This window comes from Rhodobacter aestuarii (assembly GCF_900156655.1).
Lineage (GTDB): Bacteria > Pseudomonadota > Alphaproteobacteria > Rhodobacterales > Rhodobacteraceae > Rhodobacter > Rhodobacter aestuarii.
Genome location: NZ_FTOG01000004.1, coordinates 117,282 through 138,856, shown reverse-complemented (window position 1 = coordinate 138,856; position 21,575 = coordinate 117,282). Strand labels below are relative to the sequence as shown.

Genomic DNA, 21,575 nt, shown 5'->3' with positions numbered 1-21,575 from the left:
TTAGTTTGGCGCTTTGCGCCGGGTTTCACATGCCGTCCATTAAACGGCGCCAATGGCTTTCTGACCCATGCGGCGGCTTCTGAGCCGGACCGCGCCACCCCTCGGGATGCAGGGGAACACTGGCACGTGAAGGGCTAACGAAATGCTAAGGCCGCCCTTTCGGACGGCCCTGAATGCATCAGAATTTAGAAGAATGGTTTACGCACGCCGTTCGATCGTGCCTTTGGCTGCGCCGATTGAGCGGCCTTTTCCGTTCTGATCATAGCTCTTATAGCTGCGCGCCGCTTCGCGGATTTCGGCAAGCCGTTTGCGCACGGCTTGCACGCCTTTTAGCGCCGCATCCAGAAGCCGCTGATTTTCAAGCGCCATCGCCTGCGCTTGGGCCAGAAGCGGCGCGGGCGTCCCTTCCAGATCGGCCAGCACCGCTTCTTTGCGCGCGACCAAATCCGGCAGCACGCCGAATTCGGCATTTTTGATCACGTCTTTCTCAAGGCGAAGGATGTCGATCAACTGTGCGATCCGGTCCTCGGTCTCATTAGGCATTCTGCGCTCCTTTCTGCAGCGACTGAAAGATCGATTCGGCCAGTCCGATGCCGCCTTTTTCGACCATGATTCGGGCATATTCGTCGGTCAGGAAGGAAGAGAACTGCTCTTCCCCCACCCCGCCGTTGAAGCTTTCTTGCGATTTGCCCACGCCCGAAAGCTTGAGCATCTCGGCCAGAAAGCTGGCTTCGAGTTCTTTTGCCTTCGCGCGCATCTGCTCTTCGCTCGCCGCCGCCTTGGTGGGCGGTTTGGGAAGGTCGCTTGCGGCGACAGGGGCCGTGATAGTGGCCGTGGCGGGGCGCATCTGCATGGGAATCGCTCCAATTGCATCGATTTCCCCTAGTCTGCGCAGAACGAGGTAAAGAAGCGGTAACCTCCTGCTGCCATGGTGGCCAAAGTCACAGGCAGAAGTCGTGAGGCCATGAAAACAACTGCTCCAGAACAGATCCAGCTCTTCGCCACCTTGCCCGCCGAGCGTGCGGCACGGGGGCAAGCCTCCGATTCTGCGCAAAGCAAAGGTGATTCTGATGCCTTTGATGCGTTGGTCGCGGATACGCCCAAAACACCGGTGCCCGTGAAAGCTGCGGCCCAGACGGGCACGTCCGAGACAGCTTCCGCGCCCGTGCCGGAGCCGGTGCCCGAAGCGCAAGCCGAACCGGCAGCCGCGCGCCTGACCGGGCAAACCAGCCCCGCCGCGCTGGAAGTGTTCTGGCAAGACGCCTCTGCCACGCAAGATTGGGCTGCATCGGCGCCGAAAGCCGGCAAATCGGTTGTGGCGGAGAAAGCTGCAGATGCGGCACCGGATGCGGCTGGCCTTGTGCTGCCGGTTGCGCCCCAGATGCCGATGCCGCAAACCACGCCCGCCGATGCGCAAGAGGGGACGATTGTCGCCCCGGAAACAGCCGGAAACGCTGAGACCAAGCAGGTACTCGCGCAAGGCAACGCACCGCAGGGCGACATCAAGAAACACGCCGCGCAAGCGACTGACGCGATGCAAATGAGCCCTAAAGGGGCCCTTGCGGAACCCGCTGACGCGCCAGCCGCAAAAGACGCGAGCAACGCGATGCGTGCGGTCGAAGAGACCCGTTTGGGCGAAAAACGCACCGAGAAGACAGAGCAACCGAAAGCGGATTTGACCTCGTCCGCGCAGGCCGCGCAAACCACCTCGGTTGCCACGCATCCCCTTCGTGCGGCGATGGAGGTTCCCGCCACCAAGCCGCAAGAAACGGCTTCCCCGGTGCAACGCACCAGCACAGACGCAAGCCCCAAAGCCAACGCCGCCATGGCGGAGGCCGCCCCGCGCGACGTGGCTCCGCAAAAACCGGACCCAACTGCCGAGAAAACCGCCAAGCCCGAAGCCCTCTCCGCAGCGGCGCAAATCTTTGCAGCGGCGCAGGCACAAGGCGCAAACGAATCGCAGGCCCCCACAACGCCATCGGCCACGATGCAAACGGCAGCTGCACAAGCTGCTGCGCCCATTGCCAATGGCGAAGCGCGCACCGCCAAGACGACGCAAAACACTCTGCCCGCAACTGGGTCAGATGTTTCGGTGCGAACCGTCGCGGCGCAACCCGCGCCGGCCGCAGCAGCCCCCCCGCAACCTCAGCATCGCCCCTCGATGGCGGAAAGCCGGTTCGAGGCAGCTTTGGCCGAATCGACTCCCACGGCGGAGGCGGCCACAGAAACACCGCGTCCAACGGCGGCAGCAGCCAACCCATCCGCAGCGCCGCAAACCGTGGCCAGCGCCAGCACAAATAGCGCGCAACAGGGCGTGCCCGCGCAAGCCGCCGCGGCCGCCTCGCCGCAAAGCGAAACCCGGACGCAAAACCGGCTTCGCGGCGATGAAGGAGAGACTAAGGCCACCCCCGATGCGGCTGAGGCCCGAGCCGAGGTCAACCGCAAAAAAGATGTGGGCGAGGCGCTGCAAACAACACGCAGCACCGCCGCGACCGCAACGCCGGAGCAGACCACCGCGCAAACCACAACGGATTCGGTTGAGCCGTTTTCGCCGCTGGTGCAGGGGGAACGGAGCGATGCAACCACCCATAGCGGTGGTGTGCAAACCGCGAACCGAACCGTAGCCGCCTCGCCGCAGCACATTGCGCAGCAGCTTGCACAGGCAATGCCCAGCAGCCCAGATCAGCCCGTGGAAGTCTCCCTTTCGCCCGAGGAACTCGGCAAAGTGCGTATGACGCTGCACAGCCATGACGGGTCGATCACCGTGAGCGTGCAGGCGGAACGGCCCGAAACGCTCGACCTGATGCGGCGCAATATTGATAGCCTCGCGCGTGACTTCCGCGAGATGGGCTATTCCAACATCAGCTTCGATTTTGGCCAACAGGCCGATCAACGCCAATCGGCGCAGGACCGTGCCGAAGCCGCACGGATGTTCGCACCGGAAACCAGCTCGGAAACCGAGCGCCCGATCCGCTTCGACAATGCCACGCTCGCCATGCAACGCAGCACCAATACCGCCGCCATCGGCGGGCTTGACCTGCGCATCTGAGGACTTGCCATGACCACCGTCACCTCCGCCACCGCTGCGACGACCACCTCCACGACCAGCAGCAGTTCCACCGCCTCAAGCGGGCTGAACACCGATTACGAGATGTTTCTGAAACTGCTCACCACGCAGATGACGAACCAAGACCCGACCGACCCGATGGACAGCGCCGATTATGCGGTGCAGTTGGCGACCTTCTCGCAGGTGGAACAACAAACCAAGACGAACGAGCTTTTGGAAAGCCTCACCGCGCAATTGGGTCTGATGGGGATGAGCGAATATGCGGGTTGGGTGGGCATGGATGCGCGCAGCGAATCGCCCGCATATTTCAATGGCACCGATGCGGTGACAATCTCGCCGAACCCGGCGATTGGCGCGACGAATACCGTTCTGGTCGTCAGCGACGCGGCAGGCAACGAGGTCGCCCGCGAAACAATTCCGGTCTCGGCCGATGCGATGCAATGGGATGGGGTGGATTCCACGGGCAACTTCCTGCCCGCAGGCAATTACACCTTCAACCTTGAAAGCTATAACAACGGCACCTTGCTTTCGACCGACCCGGTCGAGACCTACAACCGCATTTTGGAAGCCCAAGGCACCGCAGAGGGTGCGGTGCTTGTGCTTGCAGGCGGTGCAACGGTCGGAACCGGGTCTATCTCGGCTTTGCGCGACGCGAATTAAAGCAACAGCCCCAACACGACGCCCACGGCCAAAAGCCCCACAGCCCCCGCCACATGCGTGCCCCGAACCACTTGCGGTTCGGGTGCCGGCTCGGCGGGTTTTGTGGCGTTTTCCAGCGCAGCGGTCAGCATATCGGGCAGTTGCGGCCCAAACCGTCCCAGCACCCGCGCCGTGCGCCCAAGGTTGCGCAACGCGGCCTTCGGCCCGACGTTTTCGCGGATGTAGCTTTCCACCACGGGTTTTGCCGTTTCCCACATGTTGATCGCCGGGTTGAGCGAACGCGCCACCCCCTCGACCACTACCATCGTGCGTTGCAGCAAAATCAGCTCCGTGCGCGTGGCCATGCCAAACCGCTCGGTCACCTCAAAGAGATAGGCCAGAAGCCGCGCCATCGAGATTTGCTTGGCATTCATGCCAAAGATCGGCTCGCCCACGGCGCGCAAGGCCAAAGCAAATTGCGTCACATCTTGATCTTTGGGCACATAGCCCGCCTCAAAGTGCACTTCGGCCACGCGGCGATAATCGCGCTGGATGAAGCCCATCAAGATCTCGGCGTAAACGTGGCGGGTGTATTCGTCGATCTGGCCCATGATGCCGAAATCAAACGCAATCACATCGCCGTTCGGCGCCACCTTCAGGTTGCCCTGATGCATGTCACCGTGGAAGTACCCGTCGCGCAGCGCATGGCTTAGGAACAGCTGCAAAACACGCGTGCCGATTTCGGTCACGTCATAGCCTGCGGCTTTCAGCCCCTCGGCATCGCCCATCGGAAGACCTTCGGCCCAATCCATCACCAACACCCGGCGGCTGGACAGCGACCAAACCGGCAGCGGCACACGGAACTTTTCGTCCCGCTCGGTATTGGCACCGAATTGCGAGGCCGAGGCCGCTTCAAGCCGCAAATCCAATTCGCCGACCACGATGCCTTCAAAGTGCTTGATCACATCAGTGGGGCGCAGCCGCCGCGAGGCGGGCGAGAGCCGCTCGATCATCTCGGCCGCGAAATGGAACGCGTCGATATCGCGTTGGAAGGCTTTCTCGATGCCCGGCCGCAGGATTTTTACTGCGACCTTCTCGCCGGTTTCGGCAAGCCGCGCGGCATGCACCTGCGCGATGGAAGCCGCCGCAACGGGTTCGGAAAACTCCGAGAAAATCTCATCGACCGAATGGCCCAGTTCTTCGGCCAAAACCGCCTTGGCCACCGCTTGGTCAAAGGGCGGCAGACGGTCTTGCAGCATCCGCAACTGGTTCGCCAGTTCCTCGCCCACCACATCCGGGCGGGTCGACATGATCTGCCCAAATTTGATGTAAGACGGGCCCAGCGCGGTGATCGCACGGGTCACCGGCGGCAGGTTCGGATCGCCCTTGTAGCCCAGCCATTTAAACGGCCAGCCCATGATCCGGGCGACGAGGCGCAGCCGGGGCGGCGCCTCCATTGCTTCCAGCGCCACCCGCATGGCCCCGGTCCGTTCGAAAGTCGCCCCGGTGCGGATCAGGCGCCAGATATTATGCGGGCCGCGCATTTTAGACCTTCCAGCCGGAGTGCAGTGCTGCAATGCCCATGGAAAGGTTGCGGTATTTCACCTGCTCAAACCCGGCTTCGCGGATCATCGAGGCGAAGAGTTCTTGGTTCGGGAATTTGCGGATCGATTCCACCAAATACTGATAGCTGGCGCGGTCATTCGCCACGATCTGCCCCATCACCGGGATCACATTGAACGAATAGGCGTCATAGACGGCCTGCATCAGATCATTGGGGATCTGGTTGAATTCCAGCACCATCAACCGCCCACCGGGGCGCAGCACACGGTAAGCCTCGTTCAGCGCATCTTGGATGCGGGTCACGTTCCGAATGCCAAAGGAAATGGTGTAAACGTCAAAGGTGTTGCTCTCAAAGGGCAGGTTCATCGCATCGCCCACCACCCAATTCAGGCGGTCGGCCATGTTGGATGCCTCGGCGCGTTTTTGCCCCTCGATCAGCATCGATTCCGTCATATCGCAAACGGTGGCGGTCGCCCCCGGCGCGCGCTTGAGGAAGCGGAAGGCAATATCCCCAGTGCCACCGGCCACATCGAGCAGCTTTTGCTCGGGGCGCGGCGCGAGCCAATCCATCATCGCATCTTTCCAAATGCGGTGGATGCCCATGCTCATGAGGTCGTTCATGATGTCGTATTTCGAGGCCACCCGCGAAAACACGCCATGCACCATCCCGGCCTTCGCGTCTTCATCCACAGTCTGGTAGCCGAAATGCGTCGTTCTGGTCTGATCCGTGCTCATCTGCCCTTGCCGATCCTTGAAACGTTCCCCCTCTTATAGGGGCGGCAGCGGCCGTGACAATGCGACAGGAGCGAAAATGCCTGAACTGCCCGAGGTAGAAACGGTGCGCCGCGGCCTTGCCCCGGCGATGGAGGGGCGTGTGATCGAACGGGCCGAGGTGAACCGCCCCGATCTTCGCTGGCCCCTGCCCGAGGGCATGGCAGATCGGCTGACCGGCGCGCGGGTCGGGCTGTTGCGGCGACGCTCCAAATACATCCTGGCGGATCTCGATACCGGGGAAAGCCTGCTTATTCATTTGGGCATGTCGGGGCGGATGCTGGTCTCGGGCGTGATGCTAGGGGATTTCCACCTCGACCACCCCGCGCCGCAAAAGCACGACCATGTGGTGTTGCATATGGAAGGCGGGGCACGCGTCACCCTTAATGATGCGCGGCGCTTTGGGGCGATGGACCTGGTGCGGACCGACCGAGAAGCCGCGCATTGGCTGCTTGCGGGGCTGGGACCAGAGCCGTTCGGCAATGACTTTCACGAGAGTTATCTTGTGACGGCGCTCAAATCTCGCAAAAGCCCGATCAAGACAGCGCTTTTGGATCAGCGGTTGATTGCCGGGCTTGGCAATATCTATGTCTGCGAGGTGCTGCATCGTGCGGGCATCGACCCGCGCCGCGCCGCCAATAGAATCGCGAGCGCACGGATCGCGGCGCTGGTGCCGATCATCCGCGAGGTGCTGGCCGAGGCGATTGAAGCAGGCGGATCAAGCCTGCGCGACCACCGCCAAGCCGATGGCGAGCTTGGCTATTTCCAACACGCTTTTCGCGTTTATGACCGCGAAGACGCGCCCTGCACCACCTGCGCCACCCCGATCCGGCGCATCGTGCAAGGGGGGCGCTCAAGCTATTTCTGCCCAAGCTGTCAGCGCTAATGGCCGGGTTTTTTAGCACTTCGCCCTGCCCTTAGGTAACGCTGCGCTACAGTGCCGCAACAAGTCTTGAGTTTCGCGCCCCACCTGCTAGGACTTGCCCCGATAACAAGGAAAGGCACCCGCAATGGCCTACCAGACCCTGATCGTCGAAATCGAAGACAGCGTCGCTCTGATCCGCCTTAACCGTCCAGAAGCCCTCAATGCTCTCAATTCCGAGCTGTTGGGCGAGTTGGCCGATGCGCTCAAGCAACTTGATGACAATGACAAGGTGCGCTGCATCGTTCTGACGGGTTCGGAAAAAGCTTTCGCGGCTGGCGCTGACATCAAAGAGATGTCGGAGAAAAGCTTCGTTGAGATGTACACGAGCGATTTCTTCGGTTCTGAGGCCGACAGCCTTCTGCGCACCCGCAAACCGATCATCGCCGCCGTTGCTGGCTACGCTTTGGGCGGCGGCTGCGAACTCGCCATGATGTGCGATTTCATCATCTGCGCCGAAAACGCCAAATTTGGCCAGCCCGAGATCAACCTCGGCGTGGTCGCGGGCATTGGCGGCACGCAGCGCCTGACCCGCTTTGTGGGCAAATCCAAATCAATGGACATGCATCTGACGGGCCGCTTCATGGATGCGACCGAGGCGGAACGTTCGGGGCTGGTGAGCCGCGTCGTGCCCGTGGCGCAACTGGTGCCCGAGGCGCTGGCGGCGGCGCGCAAAGTCGCCTCTAAATCTGCCGTTGCAACGATGGTGGTCAAGGAATGCGTCAACCGCGCCTATGAGACCACATTGCGCGAAGGCGTTTTGTTTGAACGCCGGGTGTTCCATGCGCTCTTTGCGACGGAAGACCAAAAAGAGGGTATGTCAGCCTTCTTGGAAAAACGCGAACCGCAATTCCGCGACAAATAAGGGCGAAAAGGCAGGCCGGGGCCCGAAAGGGGCTTTTCTTTCCGGCCTGTTTCCCCTATTGGCACCTCTCACATGCGCGTGGAGCCCGCTCAGGCTAGAATCATCCGGTTCGCTGGGACGACCGGGCTTTGCGCTATATATTCGCTTTAGTTCGGGAACACGGTACAATGGCCAACACGCCCCAGTCCAAAAAACGCGCTCGTCAGGCCGAGCGTCGCAACGACATCAACAAAGCCCGTCGTTCGCGTATCCGCACCTTCATCCGCAAAGTCGAAGAAGCGATCGCCTCGGGCGACTCCGACGCTGCGAAAGCCGCTCTGCAAGCCGCCCAGCCGGAAATGGCGCGTGGCGTGACCAAGGGCGTGATGCACAAAAACACGGTTTCGCGGAAAATCTCGCGTCTTTCGGCGCGCGTGAAAGCCCTCGCGAACTGATCTTTCGATCAGACCAACTACGCCTTTAGGATAGGCGCTCCGATTCCGGGGCGCCTTTTCGTTTTTTCTGCTTTTTCAAGTACTTAATCATGGGTGTGGCGCATTTGCGTGGGTGTCACAGATTCGTTTCATCAAAGTCGCCGTCAAGCATGAAGTTCGGTTGCACCTTCCCGTGAGGGCTTGCTAGCTTGGTTGAGCGATTCACGTCGCCTTGGGGGACATGACGCATTGCTGGTGTCGAGGCAGGGTAAGAATGCTGCCGTGACAAGAAGCCCACCGCTTCGACATCAAGATGCGATCCGACGAAAGAGGGGCGCAAGCCCTACTCGGCAGGTGATGCCGTGTCCGGTTTTTCCGGTCCATTCGTCGTGTCTGAAAACCTTTTCGCCAGCTGCGGCGAAAGGGCCATCGGAGACGTGGTTCATGATGTTGAGCTGAACAGCTGCGATGGAAGAAAAACATGACGAAAGAGCTCTGGGGGCAAGTGAGCAATGATCTGCGGAAAACGGTCGGCAAGACCAACCATGAAACTTGGATCGCGCCCCTTGAAATCGTCGCGCTGAAAGACGGCATCGTTTCCTTTGAAGCGCCCACCAAATTCATGTGCGATTGGGTGTCGCGCAATTATGGCGAACCGATTCTGAGCGCGCTGCGCAAGACCGGTGCGCCCGTCGAACGCATCACCATTGGTCTGGGCGCGGCGCGTCCGGTTGCCCCGGCCAACACCCCTGCCCCGGCGCCCGCTGCGCGCAAATCCGCGCGCGCGACTGAGGACAGCGAACTGCCCGGCGCACCGCTGGATGCGCGGTTCACCTTTGACAGCTTCGTGGTCGGCAAACCGAACGAATTGGCCCATGCCGCCGCGCGGCGCGTGGCAGAGGGTGGCCCGGTGACCTTTAACCCGCTGTTCCTTTACGGCGGCGTTGGGCTTGGGAAAACGCACTTGATGCACGCCATCGCGCATGAATTGCAAACCGGGCGTCCCGATCTGCGCGTGCTTTACCTTTCGGCCGAGCAATTCATGTATCGCTTCGTGCAAGCCCTGCGCGACCGCCAGATCATGGATTTCAAAGAGCTGTTCCGCTCCGTCGATGTGCTGATGGTGGATGATGTGCAATTCATCGCTGGCAAAGACAGCACGCAAGAAGAATTCTTCCACACCTTCAACGCGCTGGTGGATCAGGGCAAGCAGATCGTAATTTCTGCGGACCGCGCACCGGGCGAGATCAAAGATTTGGAAGAGCGCATCCGCTCGCGCCTGCAATGCGGCCTTGTGGTGGACCTGCACCCGACCGATTACGAGCTGCGCTTGGGTATTTTGCAATCCAAAGCCGATGCCTATTGCGCCCGCTATCCGGGCCTGAAAATGGCCGATGGCGTGCTGGAATTCCTCGCCCATCGTATCACCACCAACGTGCGTGTGCTGGAGGGCGCGCTGACCCGGCTCTTTGCGTTTGGCTCGCTTGTGGGGCGTGAGATCACGCTTGATCTGGCGCAGGAATGCTTGGCCGATATTCTGCGTGCCTCGGATCGTCGTGTCACGATCGAGGAAATTCAGCGCAAGGTGGCAGAGCATTACAACGTGCGCCTGTCGGATATGATCGGCCCGAAACGGCTGCGCACCATTGCGCGCCCGCGTCAGGTGGCGATGTATCTGGCCAAACACCTGACCACGCGGAGCCTGCCCGAGATTGGGCGGCGCTTTGGCGGCCGCGATCACACCACGATTATGCACGGAATCCGCAAGATCGACGAGTTGATGGCGACCGATCAGCAACTTGCGGAAGATATTGGCCTTCTGAAACGGCTGATGGAATCCTGAACCCTTGACGCCCCGCACAAAGCAACGGAATGTCCGGAAAAATCTTGTTCCGGCGCGCTGGCATGTTACCTTGCCGCCCCCGGGAACCGGTGAGGTATGGATATGAAAATCAGCATCGAACGCGCCGCGCTTCTGAAGGCGGTGGCACAGGCTCAATCGGTTGTCGAACGTCGCAACACGATTCCGATCTTGGCAAACGTGCTGATCGAGGCGGAGGGTGACACGGTTTCCTTCCGCGCCACCGACCTTGATATTGAGGTGGTCGATAAAGCCCCCGCGCAGGTGGAACGCGCTGGCGCCACCACCGTTTCGGCGGTGATGCTGCATGAGATCGTGCGCAAGCTGCCCGATGGCGCGCTGGTGCAATTGGCCGATGACCCCTCCGCCGGGCGGCTTTCGGTGATGGCGGGGCGGTCGAACTTCAACTTGGCCACGCTGCCGCGCGAAGATTTCCCGGTGATGGCCTCGTCCGAATATACCGCGAATTTCGCCGCCCAAGCGGGCGTGCTCAAACGGCTGTTTGATAAGTCGAAATTCGCAATCTCGACGGAAGAGACCCGCTATTATCTCAACGGCGTCTATATGCATGTCGCGACTGGCGAAGATGGCCAAGCGCTGCGCTGTGTGGCGACCGATGGCCACCGTCTGGCGCGCATTGATGCGACTTTGCCCGAGGGCGCGGCGGGGATGCCCGGTGTGATCGTGCCGCGCAAAACCGTGAACGAGTTGCGCAAGCTTTTGGATGATGACGAGGCGCAAATCGCCGTTTCGGTCAGCGAAACCAAGGTGCGCTTTGCCACGCCCGCCATCACGCTGACCTCTAAGGTGATCGACGGCACCTTCCCCGATTACACCCGCGTTATTCCGATGGGGAACACGCGGCGGCTGGAAGTGGACGCGCAAGAATTCGCCAAAGCCGTGGACCGTGTGGCGACCGTGTCGTCTGAACGCTCGCGCGCCGTGAAGCTGAGCCTTGATGAAGATCGGCTCGTGCTGTCGGTCAATGCCCCCGATGCAGGCGCTGCCGAAGAAGAACTGGCCGTGGCTTACGGCGATGAGCGGCTCGAAATTGGCTTTAACGCCAAGTATCTCTTGGAAATCGCCAGCCAAGTGGACCGGGAAAACGCCGTTTTCCTGTTCAACTCCTCGGGCGATCCGACGCTGATGCGCGAAGGCAATGACACTTCGGCGGTCTATGTCGTGATGCCGATGCGCGTGTGAGCCTGCGCAGCCTGACGCTTTTGCAATTCCGCTCGCATCGCCGGGCGGAATTTGCCTTTGATACCCGGCCTGTCGCGCTTTACGGGCCGAATGGCGCGGGCAAAACCTCTGTTTTGGAAGCGGTGTCGCTGTTTTCGCCGGGCCGTGGGCTGCGGCGCGCGACGGCCGAAGAACTGATCCGGCGGCAGGAATCTGTGGGCTGGAAGCTGCGTGCAAACCTCCCTGAGTATGAGCTAGAGACCTCCGCGCGGCCCGGCCAAAGCCGCGATGTGCTGATTGATGGCAAATCCGCCTCGCAACTCGCCTTGGGGCGGCTGATGCGGGTGCTCTGGCTGGTGCCGGCGATGGACCGGCTTTGGATCGAGGGGGCCGAGGGGCGGCGGCGGTTTTTGGACCGGATGACGCTCAGCTTCTTCCCCACCCATGCCGATGCCACGCTCGCCTATGAAAAGGCGATGCGCGAACGCAACCGCTTGCTGAAAGACGAGGTGCGCGACCCGGCGTGGTATCACGCGCTCGAAAGCCAGATGGCAGAGGCAGGCGCACAGATCGTGGCGCAACGGCTGCAAGCTTTGGAAAAGCTCGCCGCGGCACAGGCGGGCGCGGCCACCGCTTTTCCAGCAGCAACATTGGCCGTGGTGAACCAAGGCCCCGATGATTTGGCCGCCGCGCTGGATGCCAACCGTCGCCGCGATATGGCGGCGGGCCGCACGCTGGAGGGCCCGCACCGCGCTGACCTTACGGCCCTTTACGCCGAAAAAGACACGCCCGCCGATCAATGCTCCACCGGCGAGCAAAAGGCGCTTTTGATCTCGCTCCTTCTGGCCAATGCCCGCGCGCTTGCGGGGGAAAGCACCGTGCTTTTGCTTGATGAAGTCGCCGCGCATCTTGATGCCGGGCGCCGCGCCGCGCTTTATGACGAGATTTGCGCGCTTCCCGCACAGGTGATGATGACCGGCACCGGGCTTGAGCTTTTTGACGCTTTGGCGGACCGCGGCCAATATTGGCATGTGACCGAGGCGCAAGGCACCTCGCAAGTGGCGGAAACCCCGTTTCAAAACCGCTAAATATTGTGGCGAAGGCGTGACAAGGCAGGCGCAAAACACTATAAATCCGCATCGAATTGCAGGATAGGCGCGGATGACCGACACCCCCAAGAAAAAGACCGAATACGGCGCGGATTCCATCAAGGTTCTCAAGGGCCTAGAGGCGGTGCGCAAGCGCCCCGGCATGTATATCGGCGACACGGATGACGGGTCTGGCCTGCATCACATGGTCTATGAGGTGGTCGATAACGGCATCGACGAGGCGCTGGCGGGCCATGCCAACTATGTGGCGGTGAAAATCCACGCGGATAATTCGGTTTCGGTGCGCGACAATGGTCGGGGCATTCCGGTCGATATGCACGCCGAAGAGGGGGTTTCGGCGGCCGAGGTCATCATGACCCAGCTGCATGCGGGCGGCAAATTCAACAACACCGATGACGATGGCAACGCCTACAAGGTTTCGGGCGGGTTGCACGGCGTGGGTGTGTCGGTGGTGAACGCGCTGTCTGACTGGCTGGAACTGCGCGTCTGGCGCAATGACAAGGTCTATTACGCCAAGTTCGAAAAGGGCGAATGCACCGTCCATGTGCATGAGGTCGGCGACGCACCGGGCGAAAAAGGCACCGAAGTGCGGTTTTTGGCCTCGTCCAAAGTGGTGGACCCGGACGGCACCTTTTCCAACCTCGAATATAATTTCAAAACGCTGGAAACGCGTCTGCGGGAACTGGCCTTCCTCAATTCCGGCGTGCGGATCATCTTGGAAGATGAACGCCCCGCCGAGCCGCTGAAGGTCGAACTGCACTACGAAGGCGGCGTGCGCGAGTTTGTAAAATACCTCGACCGGTCGAAAACCGCGGTGATGCCTGATCCGATCTATATGACCGGCGAAGTGCGCGGCATCGGTGTTGAGGTGGCGATGTGGTGGAACGACAGCTACCACGAAACCGTGCTGCCCTTTACCAACAACATTCCCCAGCGCGATGGCGGCACCCATTTGGCGGGCCTGCGTGGCGCGCTGACCCGCACGATCACGAAATACGCCCAAGACAGCGGCATCGCCAAGAAAGAGAAGGTCGATTTCACCGGCGATGATGCGCGCGAAGGGCTGACCTGCGTGCTTTCGGTGAAAGTGCCGGACCCGAAATTCTCCAGCCAAACGAAAGACAAGCTGGTCTCATCTGAGGTGCGGCCTGCGGTCGAAAACCTTGTGAACGAAAAGTTGGGCGAATGGTTTGAGGAGCATCCCGCCGAGGCGAAAGGGATTGTTGGCAAGATCATCGAAGCCGCTTTGGCGCGCGAAGCGGCGCGCAAAGCGCGCGAACTCACCCGTCGCAAAACCGCGATGGATGTTGCCTCGCTGCCCGGTAAACTCGCCGATTGCCAAGAAAAAGATCCGGCTCTGTCTGAACTGTTCCTCGTCGAAGGGGACTCGGCGGGTGGCTCCGCCAAGCAAGGGCGCGAACGGAAGAACCAAGCAGTTCTGCCGTTGCGCGGTAAAATCCTCAACGTGGAGCGCGCGCGCTTTGACCGGATGCTGTCGTCGGATCAAATCGGCACGCTGATCACGGCGCTCGGCACCGGCATTGGCCGCGATGAGTTTAACATCGCCAAGCTGCGCTACCACAAGATCGTCATCATGACCGATGCCGACGTGGACGGCGCGCACATCCGCACCCTTCTGCTGACCTTCTTCTTCCGGCAAATGCCGGAACTGATCGAGCATGGCTATCTCTACATTGCCCAGCCGCCGCTTTACAAAGTGGCTCGCGGCAAGTCTGAGGTCTATCTGAAAGACCAACTCGCCCTGGAAGATTACTTGGTCGCCCAAGGGGTGGAAGGCGCGATCCTGCGGCTTGGTGATGGCACCGATATTGTCGGCGCGGACCTTGCGCGTTTGGTCGAAGAAGCCCGGCAAATCCGCCGCATTCTGCAAGCCTTCCCAACGCATTATCCGCAGCGCATTCTGGAGCAAACCGCCATCGCCGGCGCGCTGGTGCCCGGCTATGTCGATGCCGATGCGCAGAGCGCGGCGAACCAAGTCGCGGCGCGGCTTGACCTTGTGGCACTGGAATACGAGCGCGGCTGGAGCGGGCGGCCCACGCAAGACAAGGGTCTGCGGCTCGCGCGTGTGCTGCGCGGGGTGGAAGAGGTCCGCACGCTCGATGGCGCGGTGCTACGCTCGGGCGAGGCGCGGCGGCTTGCCCAGTTCACCGCCAGCCTGCAAGAAACCTATGGCGCGCCCGCGCGGTTGATGCGCAAGGATCGCGAGCAGTTGATCTATGGTCCGCTCGACCTTTTGGCAGCAATTCTGCAAGAAGGCGAAAAGGGTCTGACCCTGCAACGTTACAAAGGTTTGGGCGAAATGAACCCCGAACAGCTTTGGGAGACCACGCTTGACCCGGTTGCCCGCACGCTGTTGCAAGTGCGCGTGGATGACTTGGCCGAGGCGGAGGATATCTTCTCCAAGCTGATGGGCGATGTAGTGGAACCGCGCCGCGAATTCATTCAGCAAAACGCGCTGAGCGTGGAAAACCTCGATTTCTGATCCGGGACCATCCAGGCAGGAGGATAGATGAGCGAAAGCGACGATATCGACGCGAGCCTGAGCGCGGCCGAGGCGGCAAGCCTTGGCCATGTGCCCTCCCCCGATGACCCGCGCCTGTTGCGCGATGCTTTGGGGCGCTTCGCGACCGGGGTAACCGTGGTCACCGCGCGCGAAGAAGGTGGTGGCGAACCGATTGGAATCACGGTGAATTCCTTCGCCTCGGTCTCGCTCGACCCGGCCTTGGTCTTGTGGTCGGCGGCACGGTCATCGCTGCGGCATCGCCATTTTACCGCCGCGCCCGCCTTTGCCATTCACGTGCTGAGCGCCGATCAAGCGGAGATCGCGAAACGGTTTTCGTCTTCCTCGGGGCCGGGGTTTGAGGGGCTGGCTTACAAACTCAACGATCAAGCCGTGCCACTGCTCGACAAGTGCTTGGCGCGGTTTGAATGCACCACGGAAGCGATGCACGAAGGCGGCGATCACACGATCATCATCGGCCAAGTGGACCGCTTCACGCTGTGCACCGAAGGCGCGCCGCTGTGCTTTTTTGGCGGCAAGTTCGGCGGCTTCGCCCCCAAGACCTAAGTCCATAACTGCGTTGAATTTTATCCGTTAAGCGTGGCTTAAGCCCAACCTGCTACCTCTTGTCTCGGGTGAAAATGAGGTGGTGGACATGGCGGCGCGTGACAACGCGGCTCCGGTTATCATCAAACGTAAGAAGGTCGTCGGCGGCGACGGGCACCACGGTGGGGCGTGGAAAGTGGCCTATGCTGACTTCGTGACCGCCATGATGGCCTTCTTTCTCTTGATGTGGCTGTTGAACGCAACAACAGAAAAGCAACGCAAAGGCATCGCGGATTACTTCAATCCGACGATTCCGATCAACCGGATTTCCGGCGGCGGCGAAGGTGCCTTTGGCGGCGATTCCGTCTTCTCAGAAGACCAGATCGCGCAAACCGGCACCGGCGCGGCGGGGCAACGCCCCACCGAAGAACGGCAGGCCCGCGGCGACAGTGGCCTTTCTGAAGACAAGGCCGCCGAAGACGAAAAGGCCGCCTTCGAGGAAATGGCGCGCAAGATCGAACAAGCGCTGCAAGGCGTGGGTGGCGAATCGATGGTGAGCGAGCAGATGGCGCGCCACATCTTGACCAAAGTCACCGATGAAGGGCTGATCGTCGAATTCTTCGACCTGGAAGAAGAGCCGCTCTTCGTGCCCGATACCGCACAGCCTGAACTGATTCTCGAAGAGATCGCGCAAATGCTGACCCGTGTGTTCAGCTACGCAACCAATGGTGTGGCGATCAACGGGCATACAAGGGCCTATCCGTCTATGCTGCGGCAAAACCCGGTGTGGGACCTGTCGACCGAGCGTGCGCAGACCATGCGGGGCTTGATGGAAGGTGACGGGTTTGAAGCGGCGCGCATTCACCGTGTCTCGGGTTTCGCTGACCGCAAACCGGCCATCGAATCCGCAATGTCGGTGCGCAACAACCGGCTCGAGGTGATTTTGCTGCGAAACGGGCGTTAATCCGCCCGTTTCACGTGCCGCGGGGGCAAAGAAATCCAACGCATTTTAGGTGTTAGGTCCATCTTAACGACGCCTGCGGCAGTCTGGCGGTCGATCAAGGGACCAGCAGCAGAAAGGCGCCCCCATGTCTATTTCTTCCTCGCTCAACGCCGGTGTGGCCGGTCTTGCCGCCAACGCCACGCGTCTTGCGACGATTTCTGACAACATCGCTAACTCCGCCACCTATGGCTATAAACGGGCCACGGCGGATTTCGAAAGCATGGTGCTGACGCAGACGCGCAACTCCGGCACCTATTCGGCAGGCGGCGTGCGCGCCACCACGGGCCGTCTGATTGACGAGCGCGGCTCGCTTGTCGGCACCTCGAACGCGATGGACATCGCCATTTCGGGCCGTGGCTTCCTGCCGGTCTCGACCACGGCGGGGCTGATCAACGGGCTGGGCTCGCAGCCGCTGATGATGACCACCACGGGCTCGTTCCACACCGATAAAGACGGCGTTCTGCGCACCGATTCGGGGCTTGTGCTTCTGGGCTGGGCCGCGAACGCCGATGGCTCGATCCCGCTGCAACCGCGCGACACCACCGCCGGTCTGGAGCCGGTCGTGATCAACGCCAACCAAACTGCGGGCGACCCGACGACGGTGATGAACCTCGGTATCAACCTGCCCGCCACCGAAACCATGGCCGGCGCCAGCGACCAAAACCTGACCTCGTCGATTGAATATTTCGGCAACCTTGGCACGTCGAACACGCTGCAAGTGACCTTTGACCCGACCGTTCCGGCCACCGGCGCTTCGAACAGCTGGACGATGACCATCACCGATTCGGCCACCACCACCGACCCGTTGGGTCTTGGTGTCGGCGTTTTGGGCCAGTATACGATCAACTTCGACAACACGAGCGCGAACGGCGGCACCCTTTCGGGCGTGACCCCGCTTTCGGGCAGCCCGGCTTGGTCGGCCACCACGGGTGCAATCGACCTTTCCGTTGGCGATGGTTTGCAAAACATCACTGCCACCATTGGCCGGATCGGCGATACCAACGGCCTGACCCAGCTTGCCACCGATTTCGCGCCGACCTCGATCACCAAAGACGGTTCGCCGGTGGGCAACCTGACCGCGGTAGAGATTGACGAAAACGGCTTCATCAAAGCGACCTATGACACCGGCTTCATTCGCACCGTTTATCAGGTGCCGCTGGCCGATGTGTCGAACGCGAACGGGCTGACCGCGCTGGACAACCAGACCTTCCAAGTCTCGTCGGGTTCGGGCTCGTTCTACCTGTGGGATGCCGGTGACGGCCCGACCGGTGCCGTCGAAGGCTATGCCCGTGAAGGGTCTGCCGTCGATGTGGCGCAGGAACTGACCAACCTGATCCAAACCCAACGCGCCTATTCGTCGAATGCGAAAGTCATCCAGACGGTGGACGAGATGCTGCAAGAGACGACGAATATCAAACGCTAAGGCAAAACGCCTGAGTGAGAGGAGCTGACAAATGGTAGGCATCACAGGTGCACTGAACAATGCCGTGACCGGGCTGACCGCAGCCTCCCGGGCCGCCGAGGTTGTCTCCTCGAACGTCGCAAATGCGATGACCGAAGGCTATGCACGCCGCGAAATCTCGCTCTCCTCCGACACGCTCGGGGGAGATGGCGGCGGCGTGCGGATCAACGGCATCAACCGCATGGTCAACGAAACACTGCTACAAGACAAACGGCTTGCCGATGCGGCGGCAGCCGATGCCACGGCCCGCACCACCTTTTATGCGGACCTTGAAAACCAAATCGGCGATCCGACCACCGAAGGCTCGCTCAGCTGGACGATCAGCAAATTTGAGGATTCGCTTCTGACAGCCGCAAGCATGCCCGACAGCAGCGCGCGGCTTTCAAGCGCGGTGGATGCCGCGCGTCTGGTGACTGACAAACTCAATAGTGTTTCCGCAGACCTGCAGCAGACCCGGCTTGAGGCCGATCAATCGATCGCCAAACAGGTCAATACACTGAACGAAACGCTCGGCGAGATTGAACTGCTGAACCGCACTATCACCACGCAAATCGCCGTTGGGCGCGATGCCAATGGACTGATGGATCAACGCCAAATGCTGGTCGACAGCATTTCTGAAATCGTGCCGATCAAGGTCGTGCAGCGCGACAACAACCAGATCGCGCTGTTCACAAAAGGCGGCGGCATTTTGCTTGATGGCCACGCCTATGAGATCGGCTTTACCGGCGCTGGCGTGATGGCCGCAGATATGACGCTTGCGGGCGGTCAGCTTTCCGGCATCACCGTCAATGGCCAAGCGATGACCGTTGGCGAGGGCAGCCAGTTTGGCGGTGGGACACTTGGTGCAGCTTTTGCCGTGCGCGATACTCTGGGAACCGAGGCGCAGGCCAAACTTGATGCGGTGGCCCGCGATCTGATCTCCCGGTTTGAGAGCACCAGTGTCGATCCGACCCTGAACCCCGGCGATGCTGGGCTTTTCACCGATGGCGGTGGCCCGCTTGTGGTGGCAAATGAAGCCGGTCTTGCCGGACGCATCTCGATCAACGCGATTGTCGACCCACTGCAGGGCGGTGCCGCTTGGCATATGCGCGATGGTCTGAACGCGGCAACGCCCGGCGTGGTAAGCGACGCAACGCTGCTCAATGCGATGTCGTCGGCCATGACCACCCAAAGCGTTCCGGCCTCGGGCAATTTCGGCGCGCTGCAACGCTCCATGGCGGGGCTGTCGGCGGATCTCTTGTCCTTTGCCTCGTCCTCTCGGCAATCCTCGGAACTGACCCAAGGCTACACAAATGCGCGCCAAGAAGCGTTGCATGAAATGGCGCTCGCTGATGGGGTCGACACCGATTACGAGATGCAAAACCTGCTTGTCGTCGAAAAGGCCTATGCGGCCAATGCCCGGGTGATCCAGACGATCGACGCCCTCATCCAGCAACTCCTGGAGCTCTGACATGAAGTATATGTCCGTCGGCGACATGGCCCAGACCTACATGATGCGCAATCATAATGTGCAGCTCAAAAATACCATGACCAAGCTCTCGAATGAGCTGGTTACGGGTGTCTCCAGCGATGTCGGCGCCGCTGTCGGGGGTGATTTCACCGCGCTTGCGGCGATTGAACGGTCTTTGTCACGGTCGGATGTGTTCAACCAAGTCGCTGTGGAAACCAATCTTCTGGCGAGCAGCCAACAATCCGCGCTCGAACTGATGCAGGGGCATGCCAATGATCTTGGATCGTCCCTGATGTCGATCACGAACACAACGCATACGGCAGAAATTGCGACCGGCGCACAAGATGCGGAAATCCGCTTTTCCTCGATTCTGGATGCGCTCAACACCAATGTGGCTGGCCGTTATGTGATGTCGGGCAATACGACCGACACCCGTCCCGTGGCCGATTCAAACACCATTATGACCGCCTTGAAAGCCGCAACCAGCACAGCGCTCAGCGGCACAGATGTGGTGACGGCGGTCGATGCGTGGTTCGATCAACCCGTAGGCGGCGGCGGTTTCTTGGATGTTGCGTATTTTGGCAGCCAAAACCCGCTTGCGCCGGTGCAAATCTCTGACAGCGATAAAGCGCAGATCACGCTGACGGCCGCCGATAGCACCATTCGTGACCTTCTCAAAGGGTTCGCCTTGGCGACGCTGGTTTCGCAAGATGCGGTCCCCAACAACCAAACCGCGCGCGCGTTTGTGATGCAGGCGGCAGGGGAACGGATGGTGACGGCGGATGTCGCGCTGGCCACTGTGCGCGCGAATGTCGGTCTGGTCGAGGGCCAGTTGGAAAGCGCCCAAACCCGCAACACCTCGCAAAAAGCCGCGCTCGAAATCTCGAAGACCGAGTTGATCGGTGTCGATCCCTATGACGGGGCCACCGCGCTTGAGGCGGTGCAGTCCCAGCTTGAAACCCTCTACACGCTGACCACGCGCGTGGCACAACTGTCGCTGACGGATTACATGTGATGAAATCACTGATGAAGCTTCTTGTCCTCGTATTGGCACTTATCGTGCCGATGCTGACCGCCCCTGTTGCCGAGGCGGCGCCGATCCGGATCAAAGATCTGGTCGAATTCGATGGCGTCCGCGGCAACGATCTGGTGGGCTACGGTCTTGTGGTCGGCCTAAATGGCACCGGCGACGGGATGCGCAACGCACCCTTCACCGAAGACATTATGTCCAACATCCTCGAACGGCTCGGCGTTAACGTTACCGGTGAGCAATTCCGCCCCAAAAACGTTGCCGCCGTCATGGTGACCGCCTCGCTGCCGCCCTTTGCGCGCGCGGGCGGCAAGATCGACGTCACCGTTTCGGCGATTGGCGATGCGAAAAGCCTGCTTGGCGGGACGCTGATCATGACGCCGCTCAATGCCGCCGATGGTGAGATTTATGCCGTCGCTCAAGGCGCGGTGATTGCGGGCGGTGTGACCGCGCAAGGCCAAGGCGCGGCAGTCACCCAAGGCGTGCCAACCTCAGGCCTGATCCCCTCGGGGGCGCATATCGAACGTGAGATTGGCTTTGAGTTGAACAGCCTGTCCTCGATCCGGCTGGCGCTGCGCACGCCCGACTTCACCACCGCGCTGCGGATCGAAAAGGTGATCAACGGCGAATTCGGCAAACGCATCGCAACGATGGAAGATTCCGGCACCGTGACCGTGAACGTGCAAAATGCCGGCATGCGCTCGGCCGCGCATGTGCTGGGGCGGCTTGAAAACCTTGATGTCGAACCCGAACAACGCGCCCGCGTGGTGGTGGACCAACGCTCCGGCACCATCGTCATGGGCGAAGATGTCCGCATCTCGCGCGTAGCGGTGAGCCAAGGCAACCTGACGCTCCGCGTGCAAGAAACCCCGATTGTGGTGCAACCAAACCCGTTTGCCCGGGGCGAAACCGTGGTGGTGCCGCGCACTCAGGCAACGATCGAACAAGGTCCCGGCATCCAGATGGCCGAAGTGGCCGAAACCAGTTCGCTCTCTGATGTGGTAGCCGGACTCAACGCCCTTGGCGTCAGCCCGCGCGACATGATCGACATTCTCAAAAGCATCAATGCCGCTGGGGCGCTGCATGCTGAATTTGTCGTGAACTAAGATTTAGGCCAGAATAGAGCCTATTTTGACCCGATCCGGGGTAGCCCCGGATCGGGTTTTCTTTG

At 60.9% G+C, this 21,575-nt stretch carries 19 protein-coding genes; 15 read left to right on the top strand and 4 right to left on the bottom strand.

Features of this window, described 5'->3' with window-relative positions; translation table 11 throughout:
* Positions 1-198: 198 nt before the first annotated feature.
* Complete coding sequence (locus tag BW967_RS07200) at positions 199-543, bottom strand: hypothetical protein (protein ID WP_076484384.1); 345 nt, start codon at positions 541-543, stop codon at positions 199-201.
* Positions 536-853 carry a rod-binding protein gene (locus BW967_RS07195; RefSeq protein WP_373455188.1) on the bottom strand — a complete coding sequence of 106 codons (318 nt, stop codon included), beginning with the start codon at positions 851-853 and terminating at the stop codon, positions 536-538. Before BW967_RS07195 ends, BW967_RS07200 begins: the two co-directional genes overlap by 8 nt.
* 111 nt (positions 854-964) lie before the next feature.
* Here BW967_RS07195 and fliK point away from each other — a divergent pair, with 111 nt between their 5' ends.
* Positions 965-3,049, top strand: coding sequence for a flagellar hook-length control protein FliK (fliK, locus tag BW967_RS07190; RefSeq protein WP_175610427.1), 2,085 nt, complete (start codon positions 965-967; stop codon positions 3,047-3,049).
* A gap of 9 nt (positions 3,050-3,058) precedes the next feature.
* Positions 3,059-3,727 (top strand): flagellar hook capping FlgD N-terminal domain-containing protein, encoded by a 669-nt coding sequence (locus tag BW967_RS07185; protein WP_076484382.1) that lies wholly within the window; start codon positions 3,059-3,061, stop codon positions 3,725-3,727.
* Here BW967_RS07185 and ubiB read toward each other — a convergent pair.
* Both ubiB and ubiE read right to left on the bottom strand, forming a co-directional pair.
* Complete coding sequence (gene ubiB, locus BW967_RS07180; protein ID WP_076484381.1) at positions 3,724-5,250, bottom strand: 2-polyprenylphenol 6-hydroxylase; 1,527 nt, start codon at positions 5,248-5,250, stop codon at positions 3,724-3,726. The genes BW967_RS07185 and ubiB overlap by 4 nt on opposite strands.
* A gap of 1 nt (position 5,251) precedes the next feature.
* Positions 5,252-6,004 (bottom strand): bifunctional demethylmenaquinone methyltransferase/2-methoxy-6-polyprenyl-1,4-benzoquinol methylase UbiE, encoded by a 753-nt coding sequence (ubiE, locus tag BW967_RS07175; protein ID WP_076484380.1) that lies wholly within the window; start codon positions 6,002-6,004, stop codon positions 5,252-5,254.
* 76 nt (positions 6,005-6,080) lie between these two features.
* Here ubiE and mutM point away from each other — a divergent pair, with 76 nt between their 5' ends.
* The 13 genes from mutM to BW967_RS07110 all read left to right on the top strand — a co-directional run bounded on the left by mutM (position 6,081) and on the right by BW967_RS07110 (position 21,510).
* Entirely contained in the window at positions 6,081-6,926 is an 846-nt protein-coding gene (gene mutM, locus BW967_RS07170; RefSeq protein ID WP_076484379.1) for a bifunctional DNA-formamidopyrimidine glycosylase/DNA-(apurinic or apyrimidinic site) lyase, read from the top strand.
* 124 nt (positions 6,927-7,050) lie between these two features.
* Complete coding sequence (locus BW967_RS07165; protein WP_076484378.1) at positions 7,051-7,827, top strand: enoyl-CoA hydratase; 777 nt, start codon at positions 7,051-7,053, stop codon at positions 7,825-7,827.
* A 167-nt stretch (positions 7,828-7,994) separates the two neighbouring features.
* Positions 7,995-8,261, top strand: a complete 267-nt coding sequence (rpsT, locus tag BW967_RS07160) for a 30S ribosomal protein S20 (RefSeq protein WP_076484377.1) — start codon at positions 7,995-7,997, stop codon at positions 8,259-8,261.
* 460 nt (positions 8,262-8,721) lie between these two features.
* Positions 8,722-10,083 carry a chromosomal replication initiator protein DnaA gene (dnaA, locus tag BW967_RS07155; RefSeq protein ID WP_076484376.1) on the top strand — a complete coding sequence of 454 codons (1,362 nt, stop codon included), beginning with the start codon at positions 8,722-8,724 and terminating at the stop codon, positions 10,081-10,083.
* A gap of 102 nt (positions 10,084-10,185) precedes the next feature.
* Entirely contained in the window at positions 10,186-11,304 is a 1,119-nt protein-coding gene (gene dnaN, locus BW967_RS07150) for a DNA polymerase III subunit beta (RefSeq protein WP_076484534.1), read from the top strand.
* Positions 11,301-12,371 (top strand): DNA replication/repair protein RecF, encoded by a 1,071-nt coding sequence (recF, locus tag BW967_RS07145; RefSeq protein ID WP_076484375.1) that lies wholly within the window; start codon positions 11,301-11,303, stop codon positions 12,369-12,371. The genes dnaN and recF overlap by 4 nt, the downstream gene beginning before the upstream one ends.
* 73 nt (positions 12,372-12,444) lie before the next feature.
* On the top strand, positions 12,445-14,895 hold the full coding sequence (gyrB, locus tag BW967_RS07140; RefSeq protein WP_076484374.1) for a DNA topoisomerase (ATP-hydrolyzing) subunit B: 2,451 nt from the start codon (positions 12,445-12,447) through the stop codon (positions 14,893-14,895).
* Between the two features lie 27 nt (positions 14,896-14,922).
* The gene (locus BW967_RS07135; RefSeq protein WP_083952025.1) at positions 14,923-15,480 is read left to right on the top strand and encodes a flavin reductase family protein; all 558 of its coding nucleotides are present in this window, start codon (positions 14,923-14,925) and stop codon (positions 15,478-15,480) included.
* Between the two features lie 88 nt (positions 15,481-15,568).
* Entirely contained in the window at positions 15,569-16,423 is an 855-nt protein-coding gene (locus BW967_RS07130) for a flagellar motor protein MotB (protein WP_076484373.1), read from the top strand.
* A 124-nt stretch (positions 16,424-16,547) separates the two neighbouring features.
* Positions 16,548-17,885 carry a flagellar hook protein FlgE gene (locus BW967_RS07125; protein WP_076484372.1) on the top strand — a complete coding sequence of 446 codons (1,338 nt, stop codon included), beginning with the start codon at positions 16,548-16,550 and terminating at the stop codon, positions 17,883-17,885.
* A 31-nt stretch (positions 17,886-17,916) separates the two neighbouring features.
* Positions 17,917-19,374 (top strand): flagellar hook-associated protein FlgK, encoded by a 1,458-nt coding sequence (gene flgK, locus BW967_RS07120; RefSeq protein ID WP_076484371.1) that lies wholly within the window; start codon positions 17,917-17,919, stop codon positions 19,372-19,374.
* 1 nt (position 19,375) lies between these two features.
* Complete coding sequence (locus tag BW967_RS07115) at positions 19,376-20,389, top strand: flagellin (RefSeq protein WP_083952023.1); 1,014 nt, start codon at positions 19,376-19,378, stop codon at positions 20,387-20,389.
* 11 nt (positions 20,390-20,400) lie between these two features.
* Positions 20,401-21,510, top strand: coding sequence for a flagellar basal body P-ring protein FlgI (locus tag BW967_RS07110; protein WP_373455189.1), 1,110 nt, complete (start codon positions 20,401-20,403; stop codon positions 21,508-21,510).
* Positions 21,511-21,575 lie beyond the last annotated feature (65 nt).

Coding starts and splice junctions, on each gene's coding strand:
- BW967_RS07115 (WP_083952023.1), top strand. CDS start 19,376: ATGAAGTATATGTCCGTCGGCGACATGGCCCAGACCTACATGATGCGC.
- BW967_RS07125 (WP_076484372.1), top strand. CDS start 16,548: ATGTCTATTTCTTCCTCGCTCAACGCCGGTGTGGCCGGTCTTGCCGCC.
- dnaA (WP_076484376.1), top strand. CDS start 8,722: ATGACGAAAGAGCTCTGGGGGCAAGTGAGCAATGATCTGCGGAAAACG.
- fliK (WP_175610427.1), top strand. CDS start 965: ATGAAAACAACTGCTCCAGAACAGATCCAGCTCTTCGCCACCTTGCCC.
- BW967_RS07165 (WP_076484378.1), top strand. CDS start 7,051: ATGGCCTACCAGACCCTGATCGTCGAAATCGAAGACAGCGTCGCTCTG.
- ubiB (WP_076484381.1), bottom strand. CDS start 5,250: ATGCGCGGCCCGCATAATATCTGGCGCCTGATCCGCACCGGGGCGACT.
- BW967_RS07130 (WP_076484373.1), top strand. CDS start 15,569: ATGGCGGCGCGTGACAACGCGGCTCCGGTTATCATCAAACGTAAGAAG.
- BW967_RS07200 (WP_076484384.1), bottom strand. CDS start 543: ATGCCTAATGAGACCGAGGACCGGATCGCACAGTTGATCGACATCCTT.
- dnaN (WP_076484534.1), top strand. CDS start 10,186: ATGAAAATCAGCATCGAACGCGCCGCGCTTCTGAAGGCGGTGGCACAG.
- rpsT (WP_076484377.1), top strand. CDS start 7,995: ATGGCCAACACGCCCCAGTCCAAAAAACGCGCTCGTCAGGCCGAGCGT.
- BW967_RS07185 (WP_076484382.1), top strand. CDS start 3,059: ATGACCACCGTCACCTCCGCCACCGCTGCGACGACCACCTCCACGACC.
- BW967_RS07110 (WP_373455189.1), top strand. CDS start 20,401: ATGAAGCTTCTTGTCCTCGTATTGGCACTTATCGTGCCGATGCTGACC.
- BW967_RS07135 (WP_083952025.1), top strand. CDS start 14,923: ATGAGCGAAAGCGACGATATCGACGCGAGCCTGAGCGCGGCCGAGGCG.
- mutM (WP_076484379.1), top strand. CDS start 6,081: ATGCCTGAACTGCCCGAGGTAGAAACGGTGCGCCGCGGCCTTGCCCCG.
- ubiE (WP_076484380.1), bottom strand. CDS start 6,004: ATGAGCACGGATCAGACCAGAACGACGCATTTCGGCTACCAGACTGTG.
- gyrB (WP_076484374.1), top strand. CDS start 12,445: ATGACCGACACCCCCAAGAAAAAGACCGAATACGGCGCGGATTCCATC.
- flgK (WP_076484371.1), top strand. CDS start 17,917: ATGGTAGGCATCACAGGTGCACTGAACAATGCCGTGACCGGGCTGACC.
- BW967_RS07195 (WP_373455188.1), bottom strand. CDS start 853: ATGCAGATGCGCCCCGCCACGGCCACTATCACGGCCCCTGTCGCCGCA.